We start from the raw sequence: 20172 nt of genomic DNA, 5'->3' as shown, positions 1-20172 counted from the left end.
AGTGCAAAAAATGTAATATTTTACAATAAAGCTGAAAGGTGTTTCATTCCGTTATGTATCAACTTTTTGCGTGGTGTTATGAGTTCCATGTCGGGTACAGTGTAGCTTACTTCAGTTCTTCAGTTTGGAATACATAGCGATTTAACTAATCAACGGAAAAGCTTTCCGAAAAAAACTTCAGGCAAACAAGTACTTCTCACCCATCTCATTCTTACGGCGGCTGCTTTTGAGGAAGTGACTTCCGGTGCATCCTATTGCCATTGCCGTAAACACTGCATCAACCCTGTGTTCAATTAAAAAATATTACTTATGGAACAGCTGTTAAAAATAATGAGCTCGATCTATCCGATTTCGGATGAAGTGAAAGAGCGATTTGCAAATGCGTGGACGCCCATTGAGTTCGCCAAGAAACAATTCATCCTTAGGGAGGGCCATATCTGCCGGAATATTTATTTTATTGAGCAGGGCTTGGCGCGCTGCTTTTATGTTAAGGGGACTACCGAGGTGTGCACCTGGTTTATGATGGAAGGCGACCTGATGATTTCCGTGGAAAGCTTTTTCCAGCAGACAAAAGCCAAAGAGTCTATCCAGGCACTGGAAGATTGCCGCATGTATTATATCAGCCACCACGACCTTATGGCATTATACCATGAATTCAAGGAGTTGAATTTTATTGGACGAACTCTTACCGAGAAATACTATATTCTATGCGAACAGCGCCTTTACAGCATCCGCATGATGAAGGCACAGGAAAGTTATGCTTACTTAATGAATCATTTTCCTGAAATCATCAGGCGAGTGCCCTGTAAATACATTGCATCTTACCTGGGGATTAGTGAAGAGTACTTAAGCTATATCAAAAGACAAGCGCCAATTGTTAAAGTTTCCTAAGCGTGAATTTCTTAAGAAATCTTAATTCGATTCACCCAAAGCCTCTCTAATTTTACATCAGAAAGCAAAAACAAAACCCATGAAATCCCTTCTGATTGTTTTGTTCGCTGTTTTTTGCTTTTCGTCCTGCAGAAAGGAAGTTGTGGAAGATACTGGTTCGGACTACCTTCAGAATGTAAAAAATGAATTAAGCTCTAAGCTTTCTCCCGACGATTACAGAAAACTGGATTTCAGCAAGGTGATCGTGTATGATGATGACAGCAGCAAAGCTCGGTTTTTGAAAGTTCCATTTGGTTCAACCGTGCAGGGTAGCAGTTTTGTATTCCTGCAAACAGGTAGGGATGGGCGGATCCATGATGGAAGGGTTATTTCCATCATGGAGTCTGCCCCAGCTACGGAGAATCAAGAAGAACATTCTTTAAATGCAAGGATCTCAATTAGTTCTTTGACGAAGGAAAGAGTGTCTGTAGAGCGGGCCACTGCCCTGCTCGCCCCTCCTCTAATAATGAAATCTTACCTACATACTGATGGTAAGGATGCGGCCGGAATTTTATATATTGACCTCAGTGTTTTGCTTGAGCTTCCCCGTTATCAGAACTATTACTTTGCAGAAGACAAGAGGGGCGGCGGTGGTGGCGAACCTGGGTATGGAACAGACGGCACGAATAATAATGCAGAGGATACCGACATGGTTTACCGCAAACCAATCCGGATCGATTTTGAGACCGTGGAGGATAAAAAGGCGATTGACATCTTATCTTATTTGAAATGCTTTGCTGCCATTCCGGATATGGGCGCTACTTATTCCATGGAAATATTAGTGGACATCCCGGTAGATAACCGGCCCGATATGGCTTTTGACTGGAAGGAAAGAGCTCCAGGGCATACTTTCTTGAAGCTGCAGAAATCCAACGGCAGGCAGACCGTTCAGCAATATTTCGGATTTTATCCGGTGGTGGGTTGGCTGAGTATCGCCACTTCCGTACCGGTCCGGGCAAAGTTTGTCGATAATGGATCACATGAGTTTAATGCTTCGTTGACAATGGGCCTGGACGGGAAGAAGTTCCAGAACGTTCTCAACCTGATTCAACGCCTGGCTCGATTTGCTAAATATGACTTAGACGGCTACAACTGCACTGATTTTGCACTGCAGGTATTTAATTCCGTCAGGTCTCCCGAAAAGCAACTCTATATATCGAAACGTCATATTCCAGGAGTTGTTGGCGGCAATGGTACGAATACGCCCAATGAGTTATATAGAAGACTGCAATACATGAATGTGTACAAGGATCCTGAGGCCAAAAATATTAGGCAGCCTGGATACCATGTAGTGTCCGGGCGCAGCAACGGTCCCTGTAAATAACCGTTCTTAAATAGATCTTTTATGAAAGTCATGAATAAATTAGGCACACCTGTAGTTAATATACTAACCTTTTCATTCATTATGATCAGCGGCGAAGCTTTCGGTGGACCTTATGCCATGTACTTGTTAGGCGCCCTTCCACATGGAATTAATTATTCGATGTTGGGTATGGGTGGGATTCTTTGTTTATTGATTTCCCAGATATTTTTCAATGGCGAAAAGAAACATTGGATGAAGCCGGCCCTGCAAATCATGGGTATCCTGCTGGCGATACTCTCATTGTATATCTTCTTCGCCCAGGACCGCAGGCAGTACAATTATGCAACTTTTGTGCAGACAGTCCCTTTGTTGACCCTGTTTTTTTTTAGCATATCAATTCTATGCGGAACAGTACTTGCGTTTATGCAGTTGACCGACCTGAAAGGTAAAAAGCCCCATTCGCATTCGCTTCTTTAAAGGGCTGGACCTTACCATTTATTTCTCTTGTGAAGTTTGAAAACTGTGTGTTATGTTTACCAATATCAGCTGGCAGGCATACTGGATTACTATTGCCCTTGCCCTAACAGCTTATTATGCAGTAGTACTGGTGATCTTTTATTCCGGAAGCATTAGAGTGGTCCTGCAGCAACGATGGACACCTTTCCTGCCACGGCCGGGTGGTACCAATCCCAAAAAAGCATCCTCTTTTCAGCCCGAGCTGTTTGAGCGGGAAACGGATTTCATTCCCGAAAACGTCCCTTCCGGAAGCGATGTTTCCGATTCGATCCAGCCTTTATTAGATGAACTGCGGGCCTTTTTTCAGCAGGCCGGTTCTTCCCGGATGGTCAAAGGGGAAATCCTCTTCTCCCTTAGCCGCCTCCTCCGAAAATATCCTTCTGTATCAGGTACTCCCAGCCAATTTTCCCTGGACCTCGTAATCTGTCAGGACTGTCAAAAGTATTGCTCCATCCACCTGGAAGCTGAAGAGGTAACTGCGTTGTGGAAAGAGTGAAGGCCGGATGGAGCTTTCTTAAACCCCAAATCTTGTTTTATATATGAAACCGAAGCGAATGAAATTCATCGCAAAGGGCCTCTTTGTGCCTGCCGCGACACTATTCCTGCTTTGCCTGGCTCTTACGGCAGCCGCCCAGGATGGCCTGGCCGGCATCAATGAGGCCAATACCCAGGTACGCAGCTATTTTACCGCCGGTTCCAACCTGATGTATGCCATTGGTGCCATTTCAGGACTGATCGGGGCCATAAAAGTGTACCAGCGCTGGACAGGCGGCGATCACGAAACAAGCAGGTATGCGGCTGCCTGGTTTGGTGCCTGCGTATTCCTGGTGATCGTGGCTACCGTGCTTCGTTCCTTCTTTGGCGTTTAATTTTTTGGAAATGGCTACACGAATTTACAGCATTAATAAGGGCATCAACCGTCCCGTGGAATTCAAGGGGCTGAAGGCGCAATATATCCTGTACCTGGGAGTCGGTTTATTCCTATTGCTGGTCCTCTTTGCCATCCTGTACCTGGTGGGTATTTCCCCGGCACTTTGTCTGCTGGTGGTCTTTTTGTTGGGAACGGCTCTTTTCGGGCTTATCTACCACTTGAGTAATCGGTACGGGCAGCATGGGTTGATGAAGCGCGCAGCCCGCAAAAGAATACCTAAAGTCATTAAATGCCGCACCCGTGAATGGTTCTGCTGATAATCCGTGCCCTTTCTGCCTGCAATAGCTATTGACCAACCTATAAATAAAACGCATATGGAAAAGAACCTGGAAGATATGTTTCCCCTCATGGACGTGGAGCATGATTGCATCCTGTCCAAATGGGGAGACATAACGGTGGTATATGAAGCGGAGTTGCCGGAGATCTTCACCCTGTCGGATGCAGACTACGAGGCTTTCCACCAAGCATGGGTAAAAGCCATCCGCGTGTTGCCACGTCATTCAATATTTCATAAGCAGGACTGGTTTGTGGAAAGTAAATACAAGGCCGATTTTGATGGCGTAGCGCATAGCTTTCTCTCCCATAGCAGTGAGCGGTTCTTCAACGAACGTCCCTATTTGGACCACCGCTGCTATATTTTCCTCACGAAAAAGCCGGCAGGAAGAAAAAGCGGCACATCGCTGACTTCCAGCCTTCTTAGGGCCTACCTTGCGCCAAAGGAAGTGCTGGACCCGCAGCTCCTGCAGGATTTTGTAGATAATGCCAGCCAGTTTACCCGCATCCTGGAGGACAGTGGTTTTGTTCGGCTCCGGCGCCTCCCGCGCGGCGAGATATTAAGCACCCAGTTCAAGGCCGGGCTGCTGGAGCGGTACTGTTTCCTGTTGGAGGATGCCTGTTCCCTTATGATTCGGGATATCTGCTTTAAGGAAGGTGTCAGCGTAGGCGCGGAGCGGTGCAGCCTATATACATTGGCGGATGTAGCCGACCTGCCGTCCCTGTGCGGGCCCCGGATCAATTATGAAAAGTATTCCACCGACCGGACAAAGTTTCCCATAGGATTTTCTTCCTCCATCGGTCAACTGCTTTCCTGTAACCACATTTACAGCCAGTACATCTTTATCGATGACGGTCCCAGGACCTTGCAACGCCTGGAGCGCCGCCGGCTCAGGCTGCAATCCCTGTCGGCCTGGTCCCGGGAAAACGCCCTGGCCAGGGACGCCACCTCGGATTTCCTGAACGAGGCCATTTCCCAGGGACGCCTGCCCGTGAAAGCGCACTTCAACCTGTTGGTGTGGAGCGATGATCCCGGCAAGGCGAGGGAATTAAAAAATATGGTTGCCTCCGCCCTGGCTTCCATGGATGCGGTGGCCCGGCAGGAGGTGGAGGGGGCAGCCCAGATGTTCTGGGCAGGGGTTCCGGGCGCAGCTGCAGACTTTCCAATGAACGACACTTTTGACACCTTTACGGAGCAGGCCTGCTGCTTCCTGAACATGGAAACGGCCTATCGTTCCTCTTCCAGTCCCATCGGCCTGAGGCTGGGTGACCGGCTGACCGGCCGGCCGCTGCATGTGGACATATCGGATGAACCAATGGCCCGGGGCACCACATCGAACCGTAACAAGATTGTCCTGGGTCCTTCCGGCAGCGGCAAGAGTTATTTAATGAACCATTTTGCTCGAAGTTATATTGAACTGGGCGCCCATTTGGGGGCGGTGGATGTAGGGCATTCCTACAAAGGATTGTGCACCCTGCTCGGTGGCGTTTACCTTACCTATGAGGAGGGTAACCCCATTCGCTTCAATCCTTTTTACCTGGCAAAGGGCGACCGCCTGGATACGGAAAAGAAGGAAAGCATTAAAACGCTGCTGCTGGCCCTGTGGAAGAAGGATGACGAAGTCTTCAACCGCTCGGAATATGTAGCCCTCTCCAATGCCCTGCAACTCTATTATGAGCAGTTACAACAGGACCCCGAAATATTCCCCTGTTTCAATACGTTCTATGAGTACCTGCAAACCGGCTTTGCCGAAGTGCTTCAGGCGGACCGGGTCAAGGAAAAAGACTTTGATATGGCGAACTTCCTGTACGTGTTGCGGCCATATTACAAAGGCGGGGAGTATGATTACCTGCTCAACGCTACGGAAAACCTGGACCTGTTGCACGAGCGCTTTATCGTCTTTGAGCTCGACAACATCAAGGACCACCCCATTCTCTTCCCTGTAGTGACCATCATTATCATGGAGGTCTTCATTTCCAAGATGCGTAAGCTCAAAGGCATTCGCAAAATAATCCTGATCGAGGAAGCTTGGAAGGCTATCGCCAAGGCAGGGATGGCGGAATACATCAAGTACCTCTTCAAGACGGTTCGAAAATTCTATGGCGAGGCCATTGTGGTAACTCAGGATATCGAGGACATTATTTCCTCTCCCATCGTCAAGCAAACCATTATCAACAACGCCGACTGCAAGATCCTGCTGGACCAGAGCAAGTACCAGAACAAATTTGACCAGGTGCAGGAGCTGCTGGGCCTGACCGAAAAGGAAAAGGCGCTTGTTTTGTCGCTCAACAAGGCCAATGATCCGGACCGGAAATACAAGGAAGTGTTTATCTCCCTTGGCGGAACCCTTTCCCGGGTGTACCGGACCGAAGTGTCACCGGAGGAGTACCTGGCCTATACCACCGAAGAAACTGAAAAAGTACAGGTGGCCCGGTACGCGGAAGTGTATGGCAGCATGCAGAAAGGCATTGCAGCAATGGCCGCCGCCATGAAATGTCAAAACAAATAAAAACAAAAGCCATGAAAATAATGATCTGGGCAGTTCCTGTTACGCTTCTGTTTTCCTGTGCAGGCCGGAATGCTTCTGACGCCGTCCAGGAATTTATCCCGGGGACTTATGTCCGGTACTACACCGATGAGTTTAGGAAAAGCTTTGATACGGTACAGATCCGCCCGGTAACCAGCTCGGGGAGCACGGGATATGCCATCACCAAACGGGACAGGTACAGGAAAGTGCTGGATGGCAGGGAACTTCCGGAACAATCTAGTGTAAAGGAGTGGATGGGGGCCTATGATCCCCAGACCCAAACATTGCTCCTGGAATCGTCAGGAAGCCGTATATATTTCGATCCATCCAAAGGAGAATTAAATATGGGGAAAGTGCCTTATAAGAAACTGTAAATGGTGTAGCTATGAAAAGGAAATTTTGCCGGTGGGCAATGATAGTCATTTGGGGGCTGTTCTTTTCCGCCCGGGCTTCAGCCCAGGACCCGATAACACTGATTATCAAGGAAGGAATAAAAAAAGTGATCAAAGCCGTGGACCTTAAAATTCAGCGGCTGCAGACAAAGACCATTTGGCTGCAGAATGCTCAAAAGGTAGTGGAAAACAGGATGGTAAAGCTAAAGCTCGATGAAATATCCGATTGGGCTGAAAAACAGCGGGCGCTTTACAAGGATTATTTCGAGGAGCTGCACCGGGCAAAAGGCGTTCTTGTTGTTTACGGCCGCACCCGGGAGATTTTCCGCAAGCAGGTACAGCTCGTGGAAGAATACAAACGGGCGGTGGGGCTGTTTCGAAAAGACCGGCATTTTACCGGTGAGGAAATAACGTATATGGAAGCCGTTTATAGTGGTATCCTGGAGAAAAGCCTGGAAGATCTGGAGCGCATCAGCCTGGCGATTGAGTCATTTTCTATCCAGATGAGTGATGCGGCCCGCCTGGAAATCATCAACAAGGTTACTGATGCCATCGAGCAAAATTATGACGACCTGAAACGGTTTACGAACCAGAACGCACTGCTTTCCCTGTCCAGGGCGAAAGAAGCCAGGGATATTGAATCGATCAGGATATTGTATAACCTTCAATAAGTGGAATGTGGCACGTCTTACCATTTGTATTTTTTTCCTTTTTGGCGTTACGATTACCCGTGCCCAGACAGTGGAGGAGTGGACGCAGCAGCGGAAAACGCAGCTCCGGTACCTGGTAGCGCAAAATGCGGCTCTGGAAGTATGGAGCAAGACGCTGGCGAAAGGATATGCCCTGGCAGGGAAGGGCCTTTCCCTGGTCAGGGATATAAAAGACGGAGACTTCTCGCTTCACCGGCAGTATTTTACTTCCCTAACCGAAGTCTCCCCGGCCATCAGGGACTATCAGAAAGTTCAGCGCGTCATTTCTATGCAAAAAAATATTATGGGGATATGCCGGGCAAAGCTGAAAGAGGCGAAGGGATGTGGCCGACTTTCAGGGAGGGAGATCCGTTTTTTGGAAATTGCCTATGCCGGTGTATTGGATGAGTGTGCGGAAATGATCAGCCAGCTTGCCGCACTATTAACAGATGGTGTTTTGAAAATGAAAGATAACGAACGGCTGTGCCGCATCGATGCACTTTATTCGGGAATGAGTGAGGCGTTAAAAGCGGCCAAAAGCATGGGGGAGAATAGCTCCCTGATGGCAAATGACCGGGAAAAGAAGGAAAAAGAAATAGAAGCTTTGCGGGCTCTGTATGGCCTGAAGCCGTAAGTATTATTTAAAGGATAAACAGTGAGTTATGAAACAGTGGATAGTGAATATCATGCTCCTTATTTTTTTCTTGGTCCCGGGTGTCCAGGTATGCGGGCAGTCCTACGAGGCGCAGCAGCTCCTGCTGAATGTGGAAAAACTCGCCCAGCTCAAAGAGGCCCTCAATGGCCTGAAAGAGGGCTACAGCATTATTTTCTCTGGTTACACTGCCATTAAAGATATATCCGAAGGGAATTTTCGTCTGCATAAAGCCTTCTTAGACAGCCTGCTCAAAGTAAGTCCAGCTGTCAGAAAGTACAAAAGGGTTGCGGAGGTCCTGGGTCACCAACGGCTGTTGCTGGTGGAGTACAAAGAAGCCTTAAAGAAATTCAGGCAAAGCGGAAACTTCACCGGTGAGGAGTTTGAATACTTTGAAAGCGTATACCGGAAGGTATTCAATGAAAGCGTTAATAGCCTGGATGCCCTTTCCCTGGTGCTTACCAATGGTGCGCTCCGGATGTCGGATAGCGAACGGTTACAAGCTGTAGACAGCATTTTCAAAAAAGTCCAGGAGGCGCTCCACTTTCTCCGGCACTTTAATAACCGGGCCCTTATCCTTTCACTTCAACGGGATAAAGAAAAAGCGGACATCACATCGCTCCTTTCTCTTTATGGTTTCATAAAGTAATCAAATCAGCAAATATGAAAAAGCAATTGAATGCTGTGCTATGCATGGCGGCAGGGATTCTTTTGCCCCAACTGTTGTGGGCGCAAACCAATGACCAAAGTACGGCTGGGAAGATAGGCGGGCTGCAGCAAGTGCTGGACGGGCTTTACGAAGAAATGCTGCCCCTGTGCAGCCAGCTTATTGGAGTAGGCAGGGGTATTGCTGCCTTTGCCGCCACCTGGTACATTGGCGTTAGGGTATGGCGGCATATCGCGAATGCCGAGCCTGTTGACCTGTTTCCCTTGTTCCGCCCCTTTGTGATCGGCTTTGCCATCCTCATCTTTCCCTCGGTACTAGATTTGATCGGGGGCGTAATGAAGCCCACGGTAACGGCAACGGCGGCCATGGTGGACAATTCGAATAAAGCGATCGAAAACCTGCTGAAGGAAAGGGAGAAGGCACTAAAGGAGTCGGATACCTGGAAGATGTATGTAGGCATGGATGGAAGCGGCGACCGGGAACAGTGGTATAAATATACGCATGGCGATGAAAAGGAAGGTTTGCTTGAAGGTGTTGGCAATGATATCCGGTTTGCTATGGCCAAAGCTTCCTACAGCTTTCGCAATTCCATCAAAGAATGGATGAGCCAGGTGCTACAGGTGCTTTATGAGGCAGCCGCCCTCTGCATCAATACTATCCGCACCTTTTACTTAATCGTGCTGGCGATCCTAGGCCCCTTGGTGTTTGGCATTTCCGTATTTGATGGCTTTCAGCATACGCTGACCGTCTGGCTGGCCCGTTATCTCAATGTCTTTCTCTGGCTACCCGTAGCCAACCTCTTTGGCGGTATCATCGGCAAGGCTCAGGAAAAGCTGCTGGCGCTGGATATCGGCCGCATCACCAGCAGTGGCGATACCTTTTTCAATACTACGGACACGGCTTACCTCATCTTCATGGTCATCGGCATCATCGGCTACTTCACCGTGCCGTCGGTCGCCAATTACATCATCCATGCCGGCGGCGGTGATGCCCTGCTGAACAAGGTGACCCATTTCAGCGGTGGCTCTTCCTCCATGATCGCCAGTGGCGGCAGCTCGATGGTGCGAAGTGTTTACGGCGATGCTGCCTCCTCCATACGGAATGATATGGCCAGCATGGGCGCCGGCAAGGGCTATTTTGGAAACGGCAGCGAGTTTCAAAAAGACAAACTCTCGGGTAAATAAATTTCTTGGGTTATGTTCCAGAAAATGAAAAACATCGATACGGCCTTCCGCTATATCCGGGCATTTTCCCTTTTTTTCCTGCTGGCCTGCATCCTGGTCAGCGGCTATGCCCTTTACCTGGGCCATGAGTTTAAAATCCAGGCGGAGCAGCGGATCTACATCCTTGCCGGGGGCAAGGTGCTGGAGGCCTATTCGTCGGGCCGCAGGGACAACCTGCCGGTGGAAGCCAGGGACCACGTGCGCATGTTTCACCAGCACTTTTTTACGCTAGATCCCGATGACAAGGTGATTACCGCCAACATCACCAGGGCGCTGTACCTGGCGGACGGCTCCGCCCGTCGGCAGTACAAAAGCCTGAAGGAGAATGGTTATTACGCAGAGGTGGTGGCCGCCAACATCTCCCAGGAAATCTCCATTGACAGCGTGGCGGTGAATATGACCAACGAACCCTATTACTTCCGCTGCTATGCCACCCAGAAAATTACCCGCCCCAGCAGTATCACCATGCGCAGCCTGGTGACGGAAGGCTATCTCCGGGGCGTATCCCGTTCCGACAACAACCCGCATGGTTTCCTGATCGAGCGCTGGGCCACGCTGGAAAACAAGGATTTGAAAACCCAAAACCGTTAGGTATGATTCCCAACATTTTTAAACGAAGAAAAGAAAGCCCGCATGCGGCTCGCCCTGAGCCCTCCCGCTGGCAGGTGCAGCAAAGGATTTGGATGGATTACCTGGTGCAGCGAACCATGCGCTTGTCCCTGCAAGGAAGGAAGGCGGTGGCGCTCCTGCTGCTTGCCCTGTTTTTGGGCGGTAGTATCTGGCTGCTTGTTGCCGGCTTCCGGCAGGCATGCTCCCCCGGCATTTCGGTCACACCCATCAAAACCATTCCCCTGGCAAAGCCGGTGGAAGAGGTGCCCTTCTCCAGTGAGGCTTTAGGGGAAAAGGGGCTGCCGCTCACCCGCTTGTTTGACGCTTACAAGGACAGCTTGGCGGGCTCGCAGCAGGGTCAGGCTGACTCCCTCAATCAACTGGAAACGCTTCCTTAAACCCTAAAAAATACGATTATGAAAAACGAATCAACTTATTCGCCGCAATTCCTTCGCAAAAGAAGGTTTTTGCTGGTGCTTCCACTGCTGGCGTTGCCTTTTGTGACCATGGCGTTCTGGGCACTGGGCGGAGGAGGGAAAGAGGATCGGCGCGCTGTAGACGGGTTGAACCTAAAACTGCCGCAGGCGCTGCTCAAAGAAGAGAAAGGCCTGAACAAGCTCAGTTTTTATGAGCAGGCGGAGGCTGATTCTGCCGACCGGATGGAAAATATCCGCAGGGATCCCGCTTACCGGCAGCCGGCTCCAGGAGCAGATTCAATGCCGGCAACTTCTCTTACAGCTTATTCCTATGATCCTTCACCGCCCGGCGCAGCGGGGTACCGGGACCCGAACGAAGAAAAGGTGTACCGGAAATTGGAAGCCCTGAACCGGCAGTTGGCCAACCTTCCTGCCGAACAGGGGAAGAAAAAGGTAAGCGCTCCAAACAACTACCCTGCCGCGGTGGACAATGACTACCTGGATCGGCTGGAATCCCTTGCGCAAATGATGGAGGAAGGGGGCAGAAAAGACGACCCGGAGCTAACGGAGCTCAATTCCCTGATGGAAAAGGTGCTGGACATTCAGCATCCTGAGCGGGTCAAGGGGAGACTGTCCCCAGCTATTTCAAAACAAAAGAGGACAGGTTCCCATCAAAGGAGCGGAAATGAAGAAGGGATCGGCCTGTTGGAAGGTCCGGTGCAACCGGGCGGAACTATACCCAGAAGAGGCAAAGGCGGCTTTTACGGGCTGGAGGAAGCCGGGGAGCAAAGAGCAGAAAAGGCCCCGGTCGTTCAGGCAGTGGTCGACCAGGCAACCGTGGTGGCGGAAGGTTCGATCATTAAACTCCGGCTGGCAGAAGACCTGGTGGTTTCGGAAGTACGCATACCCAAAAACACCTTTGTCTACGGCACGGCCTCCCTGGCAAATGAGCGCCTGCTGGTATCCATTACGGGCATCCGGTACCAAAACTCAATTTTCCCCATCCGTCTTTCGGTTTACGACCTAGACGGCATGGAAGGCATATCTGTTCCGGGCTCCCTTTCCAACGAAGCCTTGAAAGAAACCGCCGGCACAACGATGGAATCACTGCGATTGGGTACCCTTGAACCTTCCCTTAAAGGCCAGGCGGCGGATGCGGCCGTGCAAAGCCTCAAATCCCTTTTCCGCAAAAAGGCAAAAGCGGTAAAAGTTACCCTGCGCGAAGGGTACCGGGTACTGCTGCAGGAAAAGGAAGCATAACCATTCATTTCTACAACTTAAATCCTGTCAGTTTATGAATCGCTTGCTTGTAGCGGGGGCGGCGGCTGTTTCGCTCCTGCTTTACCCCTCCCTGTGCCTTCCTCAGGCAGCAGAAGACCAGGTAGCCCTGATGCTGGTAGAATCCCGCCCACTATCCATAACAGTGGCTAAAACGACCAACCTGATATTCCCAACAACCATCATCAGCGTGGACCGGGGCAGCAGTGATATCCTGGTCCGAAAAGCAAAGGGCGTGGAAAATATTTTGCAGGTGAAGGCAGCCCGGCCCTCCTTTGAGGAATCCAACCTTTCGGTGATTACCCGCGACGGCAGGCTTTACTCCTTTCCTGTCCGCTATGCCAAAGCCCCGGTGCAATTAAATATTTGTCTCAATAATACGGCTGCAGCCCCGCTCGTACCCGGAAGCCGGCCCTCAAAAGAGAATGCCCCGGTTTCCGGTGGCCAGCCTTCCGTTCACTCCTGGTTACCCGCTATTTTACCCCCCCGGGGCAGGCCATCCGCTTTTCGTAAAAAGGACCGGATGACGCTGCTACTAAGCGGGATATGGGTCCGGGGAGATGTGCTGCTGCTGCGGTTTGGGTTGGCAAACCGATCCCATATTGATTACGAACCGGAGGAGTTGCGTTTTTTCGTCCGGGACCGCAGGCGGGAAAAGCGCACCGCTTTCCAACAGGCGGAGCTCGCTCCAGTGGAAACCTGGAAAAGCGCTCCTGTGGTCAGGGGCAGATCGGCCGGAACCCTCGTGGTAGCCCTACCCAAATTTACCCTGCCTTCTCGTAAATACCTTTCAGTTCACCTGCGGGAAAAAGCGGGCAGCCGGAATCTTTCGCTTAAAGTGTCCAAAAGGGCCATCCTAAAAGCGAAAAAGCTTTACTCCTCCAACTAACTATTATTTCATCTTTTAAATCGTGTGTTATGAATGTGCAGAATTTGGAATATTTAGAAGACAACCTGCTGCGCTTGGGCTTTAGCAGGGAGCTGTTTCCAGCCCTTAGAAAGAACATGGAGCAGCGCTTTCCCCAATTTGTACTGATCGTGAATAAAACCCTGGAGCAGGCCGAGATCCGGGCGTCGCTCCTGTTCGAGAAGATGGAGGGCACGAACCTTTACTTTTTTACCCGCTACGATGCGCAATTGAATCCCGAAAGAAATGGGTTGCGCCAGGCGTTCCCTGTCTATAAAGGAAAAGGGGCATCTCTTAAGGAGGCCTGTAACCTATTGCAGGGAAGGGCGGTATACACGCATTTATCCTGCCCGGGAGAACAAAGGCGAGCCGCTTGGTTTCAATTGGACCTTCAGGCGATGGGAGAAGATGGCAATTATAAAGTCAGGCGGTACGAAGGAAGGAACAGCTTTGACCTGGAGCAGGTATTGGAACATTATCCCATCAGCGAGTTAAGGAACCCGCTGCAGAGGGAGCTGCTGGTGCTGTCGCTGCGTAAGGGAAACTGTCCTGCCGTATGGTTGGAAAGGGTTGGGGGAGCCGACCGGATGCACATCATCGCAGATCCCCGTTCCAGGTCATTAATTGTTTATGATGCCCTGGGCGAACAGCTTTCTCTTAACGCCATTCGGAAGAAATATGGAAAGTCCCGACAGGTGGATCGGTCTCTGGATCAGGCAGATGCAAAAGACGGGAAAAAGGAAATGGGCCAGCAGGCAAAGGTGACCGTCCTGCTGCAGTGAAAACCAAAGGCGCCTGAAAAGGGAAGGGGTCTTTATATGTAAACATTTACTGAGGAAGAAAAAGGAGGCGTGAGATATGGCAACCGAAATCATAACCCGGGAAGACCTGCAGCATTTCCGACAGCAGCTAATACAGGACCTGCGGGACTTGCTCCAGCAGTCCACCCCTTCAAAACAGGATATCCGCTGGCTCAAATCAGGTGAAGTGCGCAAATTGCTGCATATTTCTTATGGAACGTTACAAAACCTCCGAACCCAGGGGAAGCTCCGGTTTTCCAGGATTGGCGGTATTCATTATTACCGTTCCGACGACATAGAGAAATTGTTCGGAGAGGCAAATAGTTGACCTTTTTCTAAACGAACGAGTCTGGTTATGTACGCGCTGCAGCTTACCCGTTTTTTACAGGCAATTAAGGGCGATGGGCGTATTGGTCCCACTCATATTTGCATTTACCTGGCTATTATCCAGGCCTGGAGCCAGCATGGGTTTGTGAATCCTGTATCCGTTACCCGTATCGGGATCATGGAGGCGGCAAAGATCAGTGCTAAGGCAACCTATCATAAATGCATGAATGAACTTCAGGACTTTGGGTATATAAGGTACATTCCTTCCAGACATCCAATTTGGTTTAGCCTCGTTTTTCTGTATGATTTGAATGAAAAGCAATGCCTTTAATGAAGGTTATTAATTAGGTGACATTCCCTGAGACATAGTTATGCTACCAATCTATTGGAAGGCGGTACGGACATCCGCTATATCCAAACATTTTTTGGAGCATAATAACCTGAAAATCAACATGCTCTATACGCAGGTCAGCCGGGTTAAACTGGAAAGGATCAGTAGTCCCGTGGATAAGTTGCCCTGGTAGCAGGAAAGCAAGGGTATGATGCTCATGGCGAAAGCTGGCCTACTGGAAAGGATGTGCCAGGCATATCTGGGATAATAATGCAACACCGTTGCATTATTATAGACTGATGCTCCAAACCAAAATATATTGGTCAAGTGTCCCTGGTTAATGAGAATGATCGATAGACTGAAATTCAATTAGTTGGGAAAGTCTGCAAAGGTATAGGCAATAATTATTTTATGAGTGGGACATTGCCTGCTTAAAAAATGCAGAAGTGTATTGTTGGCGGCAGGCATAGGTGCAATTTTCCTTATATGTGCTATATTTATTTACATTAAAGCTGAGCTGTGACCTAGTAGGCGAAGCTTTGTTCAAGCTACGGATCGGCGCCCTCTTTTCTTGCATGCGTATTTTGGGTATATAAATCAGTGATAGTGCGTCTTGGTATTAGTTAGTTTAGGCATGTTCGCCAAGATAGCAAGTATTAATACCCCAAAAGCGAACCTGTAGGCAGGTGACTTTTAGGGGAAAAAGTGAAGAATAAGTGGCAGTGCGGAAAAATGTGTAAGTTCGAACAATAGAATGTAGGCAGCCATGTAGGAGTCGCCCGCCGCTTCGGTTCCGGCCAGACATAGGGTAGTGGCTCCCTGTAAACAGATCCAGGGTTGCGGCCTTCCCTCACTTTTTGCAGCAGTCTCCTGGTGACAGATCACTTTGTGCTCGGAGGGACTTCTTTTGGGAGTCTAAATAGTTGAAACGGTTTCCTTATTTCAGCTTTTCGGTAGAAGGTCTCTTGCTTTCCCATTTTGCAGGACATTGATAACTGGGGCAACGCAGAGCCGGTTTTTCCTTTTCCGGATTTCCTTGGGGAATCCAGGCCTTTCCTGTTGGGTGACTTGCTGGCCCTGCCGGGGAAGTTCGACAAATTCTTCTTTCTTTCGGCCTGTTTCAGGCAGACACGGCTCACGGGTAGACCAGCCGTTTGGGTGGCCACAGAAAGGTGGTATCCTGGCTTTTACGCCTGTGGCTTTTCATAGGGCGACGGCGCCCTCGCTCTGGTTTCGCTGCAGGTTTTCGGACGACTCCAGCCCCACGGCTGCCTACATGGTCTTGGCGAAAGTTGGGCGGAAGTGCTATATTTAGGCAACAAAACTATACTGGGCTGTGGCTCAGGGGGCGAAGCTGTGGCTTTTCAAATCCCCAACCTTCGCCAAGCCCTTGGACGTTATGGGCAAGGCAGCTAGTTATTAAAATAGGTGCCGGTAAGTTGAGGCGGTTTACATTTATAGAGCCCTGCCTCTGTGGGACAGACACAGGGGAAGCTGCTTAGCTTTTTGCAAACCCCTCCAGCAGGGCCACGGTAGATCCTTTCCCACGAGTCAGCCGCCCTCCGCAGCTCGATACACTTCGCGCCAAGAGACAGCTGTTGAAATTTGATAGGGGGCAGCCGAAAGCCTTCGCCAGATTTTGCCAACGGCTCTGGTGGACGGACAGGCCGCGACCCTCCGCACATTTCCTGTAGCATCGTGACAGGTGAAGGGAGCCCAGCCCATAATAGGCTTGCCAAAAGCCTAGTGACATTAAACTTGAAATATTTATTAAGGCAGGCCGGCCTTCGGCAAGCCCTTTCACGTTAGCATTCATATTTAATCCCTATAAACAAAAATGTTTTTCACATCCAAGAGACTTCAAGAAAGAGCTGAAGGCTTAGAACAAATCAAGGAAATTTTAAAGGATAAGAATAAATCAGTTGTGATTCATTATTCCTGCGAATCATTTGTCACTTCTCACGGTAGGACACCACGAGTAACGTCAATATGTATGCGGTATTTAGGTACGGCTCAAACTAAATCTTTTTCAATTCATCTTCAAGCCCAATTTGGCAAAAAAGATTTCAATAACTTATCAGATAGTGACTACGACGAAATAGAACGTAAAATGCTGGATGAATTTTACCAATTTGCAAGACAGCACAGAGATTTCAAATGGGTCCATTGGAATATGAGGGATTCCAACTATGGATTTGAAGCGATTTCAAATAGATACAGAATTTTGGGCGGGGAGGCGTTTGAAATCGATGAAGATAGAAGATATGATTTGCCAAGAATATTAAGTAAAATATATACGCACAACTATGAAAAGAATAGACCTGATGGTAGATTGTTGAATTTAGCAAACAGAAACAATATAACAACTGTAGATGCTTTGAGAGGGGAAGAGGAATCCTTAGCTTTTGATAATAAAGAATATTTGAAACTGCATAAATCAACGCTTCGAAAAGTTGACATTATTGATAGTTTCATTGTTCGGGCAGACAACGGCGAATTGAAAGTAAATGTCAAAAAGAAGCATATATATGGCTTTACTATTCCTGGTATTTTTGAGATTGTCAAAAATAATTGGATATTACTGTTAATTTGGTCATTAATTGTTTATATTTTGGGTGCTGCGTCTGAACCAATTATTCAAAAGCTATTCGGTACTAGCAATTGAATAAAACGAGTGCTAACATTGCATTTGCAAAAGCATGGCTGCAGAGCTATCTTCAACTGTAAATCATTACTCGCCTATCAAGCAAAAGTGAAGCAGTAGTACATCTAATATCATGCCTTCGCAAATGCTTTGAACGTTGTGTGCAACTTTACCGAAGCAGTCTCAAAATCAAAGAAGACTAAATGAGAATACCTAAAGAACTGACCCCTATTGCTTATGGCACCTCTAAAAAGGTGTACGAAAAAAAGCTAACCTTCAGTGAAGGACAAAAAATCATAGTTGGCGACAATCAAATGAATAAAAACTCAGCTGCTGATTACATCAATGATTTTCGCTGCTTGGTTGAAGGCAAAAGATTTACACGAACACTTAATGCTTACTCAATGGAATATTTCCTTGATTTTATTTTCAAGGACTATGGAACACAAGGGTTGACAAATGCTCTCATTGCATTAAAAGAACATATTGAATATTATGAAGCTATTCAAAAGGTGAGAATGCATAAAATGAGAGACATTTACGAAAGGTATCTTGCTGCTGTACCTATTCAATCATCTGACGAACAAGAGCAAAACGAAATAGTAAAGGAAATCATCAAGGACAAGTCTATAAAGGCAGACATTTTGAATGAACTAAGAAATTTGAAGGAAACTGATCCTGAAACTGTTACATTCAAGGGCAAGGCCTTTAAGCGGGATAATAAAACTGTTGCTCAAATTAAGGTTTTAAGAGATTTTCGTTGTCAGTTTTGTGGGACAACAATCAAGAAAAAAGACGGCAGCAATTATATTGAGGCTGCACATATAAAAGCAAAGCATTTGAAGGGCAGAGAAACTTTAGATAACATAATCTTGCTCTGTCCCAATCATCACAAGGAATTTGACTTTGGCGATAGGATTATTATTAGTCATACAAAAAAATCGGTTGATGTAATTCTCAATGGAACAGATTACCATATAGAATTTGAAACTGTTGATAGTGCGAAGACAGAAAGGCAGCACACAATATGAGGCTTTGCGTCATGGCAGGTAATGGAAGTAGCATCGACTCTAGCCGCTGTTTAGCCGGAGTCCCAGCGCGACGAACAAAACCGAAAATTTAATTCCTATTTTCAGCAATACAATAAATTTGGGCTGCAGTTTCGTGGGCGACCAATCACAGAATGCCGCCACGGACGCCCAGCCCCTGAACCTTGTCTGCAATAATACTTCCTTCATGAACGACCTTTTTCATAATTTGGACTTTGAAAAAACTGTAAAGTTCCTAACGTTGATTGTTGGAGCAATTGGACTTTTCAAGGCATTAATTGAATACACAAAAGCGCAAAGATGGAAAAAGGCGGAATTCCTTGCCAAGGAAGTAAAGGAATTTTTTGCTGATAATGATGTGCAGAGAGCATTGCTTATGCTTGACTGGAGTATTGTTGATATACCTCTCTTTGAAAACGAAATTGAAGACAAGAAAAAATTTTCGTTCAATGACCTAATGCTTGTAACAGCTTTAAGGCATCATAATGAAACGTACTTTACTGACGAGGAAACTATAATTCGGCAAACTTTTGACGAATTTCTTTTTAAACTTGGAATGTTTCAGAATTACATTGATAGTAAGCTGATAACAAAAAAAGATATAGAACCATATTTATCGTACTGGATAAACTTAATTGGAAACATAGACTTGGAAAGAAAAGATGAACAGTGTTTTAGGCAACTCTGGAGGTTTATCAACTATTATGACTATAAGCCAGTAATAAAACTATTTGAAAGTTTTAAATACAATATCACTACCGAAAAAATGCCAGATACCATTCCTCATCAAAATCAAAAATCAGCAGGGAGCTGAAATTACTAAAGGTAACATCGGTTGGCGTAAGTGAGGCACGACGAACAAACAATCCGCATTTTGCATCTATCAGCAGCAGTTCCAGCACAACGTTCAACATTCAGCTTTAGCTATTAAATTCATTATCAACAATTCTTATCGGCTTCAGTTCAGGGCTGGACAAACATAAAGGCCACACCGAACTCCAAGCCTTTAAGCGTTGGCTGCAACCTACCATAATTTATAGAAATCAAACCAAACTGCATAAAAATAAGCATGCGAAAACTTCTTGACAAACAAACAGTACGAATCGATGATCATAAGCGCGGCAACAAGGAGGCAAAGAAATGGAACGATCAGAGTGTAGACGTACACATAGATAAGCGAACGAAGTACAAGATCGGCGGGAAAATTAGACATGTTACTATTCGAATACCAATAAATTCAGATAGAGAAATTGGTGTTGAAGTGGATGGCAAGAAGAATGAAGAAATCCCACGACCCTTATACAAAGAGATACGAGATGCTCTCCTAAATAACCGTGAGAAAGCAAATGATTTTGCTCGAGACATTATTACAGAGGTAAATAATTACGGGGCTTTATTAGAAAGCGAAGGCAGAGCAAGTGCTGCATTAAATCGGTTGTCAAAGCATTTTGATCTTGACTGGACAAAGGATAAGGTGGCGACTTACGTTAATGAGAGCCTACAAGCATATACGCAAATATATAGTTCGAAGGAAAAGAAATTATATTTTATGACCTTGCAGCCGCAATACATTGAGCTTAGTGACATTACGAGATCGTCAAAGCATGAGATTAGGCTGAAAAGATTCGAATGATTAAACGCCTGCCCGTTGCGGCCAACATGCAGCTTGGCGCTATGGCGGGGCGACTCAACGCAGCGTCAGCAACA

At 47.6% G+C, this 20172-nt stretch carries 22 protein-coding genes; all 22 read left to right on the top strand.

Annotated features, from left to right (window positions below; translation table 11 throughout):
• The first annotated feature begins 309 nt into the window (after positions 1 to 309).
• The 22 genes from V9K67_RS20790 (at position 310) to V9K67_RS20685 (ending at position 20098) form a co-directional block, all read left to right on the top strand.
• Positions 310 to 891 (top strand): Crp/Fnr family transcriptional regulator, encoded by a 582-nt coding sequence (locus V9K67_RS20790; RefSeq protein ID WP_336725833.1) that lies wholly within the window; start codon positions 310 to 312, stop codon positions 889 to 891.
• 79 nt (positions 892 to 970) lie between these two features.
• Positions 971 to 2254 (top strand): hypothetical protein, encoded by a 1284-nt coding sequence (locus V9K67_RS20785; protein ID WP_336725831.1) that lies wholly within the window; start codon positions 971 to 973, stop codon positions 2252 to 2254.
• A gap of 21 nt (positions 2255 to 2275) precedes the next feature.
• Positions 2276 to 2710 carry a hypothetical protein gene (locus V9K67_RS20780; protein WP_336725829.1) on the top strand — a complete coding sequence of 145 codons (435 nt, stop codon included), beginning with the start codon at positions 2276 to 2278 and terminating at the stop codon, positions 2708 to 2710.
• A 52-nt stretch (positions 2711 to 2762) separates the two neighbouring features.
• On the top strand, positions 2763 to 3245 hold the full coding sequence (locus V9K67_RS20775) for a hypothetical protein (RefSeq protein WP_336725827.1): 483 nt from the start codon (positions 2763 to 2765) through the stop codon (positions 3243 to 3245).
• A gap of 58 nt (positions 3246 to 3303) precedes the next feature.
• Positions 3304 to 3618, top strand: a complete 315-nt coding sequence (locus tag V9K67_RS20770; protein ID WP_336725825.1) for a DUF4134 domain-containing protein — start codon at positions 3304 to 3306, stop codon at positions 3616 to 3618.
• A 10-nt stretch (positions 3619 to 3628) separates the two neighbouring features.
• Entirely contained in the window at positions 3629 to 3937 is a 309-nt protein-coding gene (locus V9K67_RS20765; RefSeq protein ID WP_336725824.1) for a DUF4133 domain-containing protein, read from the top strand.
• 57 nt (positions 3938 to 3994) lie between these two features.
• Positions 3995 to 6463 (top strand): TraG family conjugative transposon ATPase, encoded by a 2469-nt coding sequence (locus V9K67_RS20760; protein WP_336725821.1) that lies wholly within the window; start codon positions 3995 to 3997, stop codon positions 6461 to 6463.
• A gap of 11 nt (positions 6464 to 6474) precedes the next feature.
• Positions 6475 to 6855, top strand: coding sequence for a hypothetical protein (locus tag V9K67_RS20755; RefSeq protein WP_336725820.1), 381 nt, complete (start codon positions 6475 to 6477; stop codon positions 6853 to 6855).
• A 38-nt stretch (positions 6856 to 6893) separates the two neighbouring features.
• On the top strand, positions 6894 to 7544 hold the full coding sequence (locus V9K67_RS20750; protein WP_336725819.1) for a conjugal transfer protein TraI: 651 nt from the start codon (positions 6894 to 6896) through the stop codon (positions 7542 to 7544).
• A 7-nt stretch (positions 7545 to 7551) separates the two neighbouring features.
• Positions 7552 to 8196 carry a hypothetical protein gene (locus tag V9K67_RS20745; protein WP_336725816.1) on the top strand — a complete coding sequence of 215 codons (645 nt, stop codon included), beginning with the start codon at positions 7552 to 7554 and terminating at the stop codon, positions 8194 to 8196.
• 28 nt (positions 8197 to 8224) lie between these two features.
• On the top strand, positions 8225 to 8863 hold the full coding sequence (locus V9K67_RS20740) for a TerB family tellurite resistance protein (RefSeq protein WP_336725815.1): 639 nt from the start codon (positions 8225 to 8227) through the stop codon (positions 8861 to 8863).
• Positions 8864 to 8877: 14 nt separating this feature from the next.
• On the top strand, positions 8878 to 10065 hold the full coding sequence (traJ, locus tag V9K67_RS20735) for a conjugative transposon protein TraJ (protein ID WP_336725813.1): 1188 nt from the start codon (positions 8878 to 8880) through the stop codon (positions 10063 to 10065).
• Positions 10066 to 10077: 12 nt separating this feature from the next.
• A complete protein-coding gene (traK, locus tag V9K67_RS20730; protein ID WP_336725811.1) occupies positions 10078 to 10695 on the top strand; it encodes a conjugative transposon protein TraK in 618 nt (205 codons plus the stop codon).
• A 2-nt stretch (positions 10696 to 10697) separates the two neighbouring features.
• Positions 10698 to 11111 (top strand): hypothetical protein, encoded by a 414-nt coding sequence (locus V9K67_RS20725; RefSeq protein ID WP_336725809.1) that lies wholly within the window; start codon positions 10698 to 10700, stop codon positions 11109 to 11111.
• Between the two features lie 18 nt (positions 11112 to 11129).
• Positions 11130 to 12389, top strand: coding sequence for a conjugative transposon protein TraM (gene traM, locus V9K67_RS20720; protein WP_336725807.1), 1260 nt, complete (start codon positions 11130 to 11132; stop codon positions 12387 to 12389).
• A 34-nt stretch (positions 12390 to 12423) separates the two neighbouring features.
• Positions 12424 to 13296 (top strand): conjugative transposon protein TraN, encoded by an 873-nt coding sequence (gene traN / locus V9K67_RS20715; protein WP_336725806.1) that lies wholly within the window; start codon positions 12424 to 12426, stop codon positions 13294 to 13296.
• Positions 13297 to 13325: 29 nt separating this feature from the next.
• The gene (locus V9K67_RS20710) at positions 13326 to 14096 is read left to right on the top strand and encodes a hypothetical protein (RefSeq protein WP_336725805.1); all 771 of its coding nucleotides are present in this window, start codon (positions 13326 to 13328) and stop codon (positions 14094 to 14096) included.
• A 76-nt stretch (positions 14097 to 14172) separates the two neighbouring features.
• Complete coding sequence (locus tag V9K67_RS20705; protein ID WP_336725803.1) at positions 14173 to 14442, top strand: helix-turn-helix domain-containing protein; 270 nt, start codon at positions 14173 to 14175, stop codon at positions 14440 to 14442.
• A gap of 2167 nt (positions 14443 to 16609) precedes the next feature.
• Complete coding sequence (locus V9K67_RS20700) at positions 16610 to 17437, top strand: hypothetical protein (protein WP_336725802.1); 828 nt, start codon at positions 16610 to 16612, stop codon at positions 17435 to 17437.
• A gap of 182 nt (positions 17438 to 17619) precedes the next feature.
• Positions 17620 to 18447, top strand: coding sequence for an HNH endonuclease (locus tag V9K67_RS20695; protein ID WP_336725801.1), 828 nt, complete (start codon positions 17620 to 17622; stop codon positions 18445 to 18447).
• A gap of 205 nt (positions 18448 to 18652) precedes the next feature.
• Positions 18653 to 19279, top strand: a complete 627-nt coding sequence (locus V9K67_RS20690) for a hypothetical protein (RefSeq protein WP_336725800.1) — start codon at positions 18653 to 18655, stop codon at positions 19277 to 19279.
• A 255-nt stretch (positions 19280 to 19534) separates the two neighbouring features.
• Entirely contained in the window at positions 19535 to 20098 is a 564-nt protein-coding gene (locus V9K67_RS20685) for a hypothetical protein (protein ID WP_336725799.1), read from the top strand.
• Positions 20099 to 20172 lie beyond the last annotated feature (74 nt).

The sequence above is a fragment of the Huijunlia imazamoxiresistens genome (assembly GCF_037132455.1).
Classification (GTDB): Bacteria; Bacteroidota; Bacteroidia; order Chitinophagales; family Chitinophagaceae; genus Flavisolibacter; species Flavisolibacter imazamoxiresistens.
This window is presented reverse-complemented; position numbering and strand designations above follow the sequence as displayed.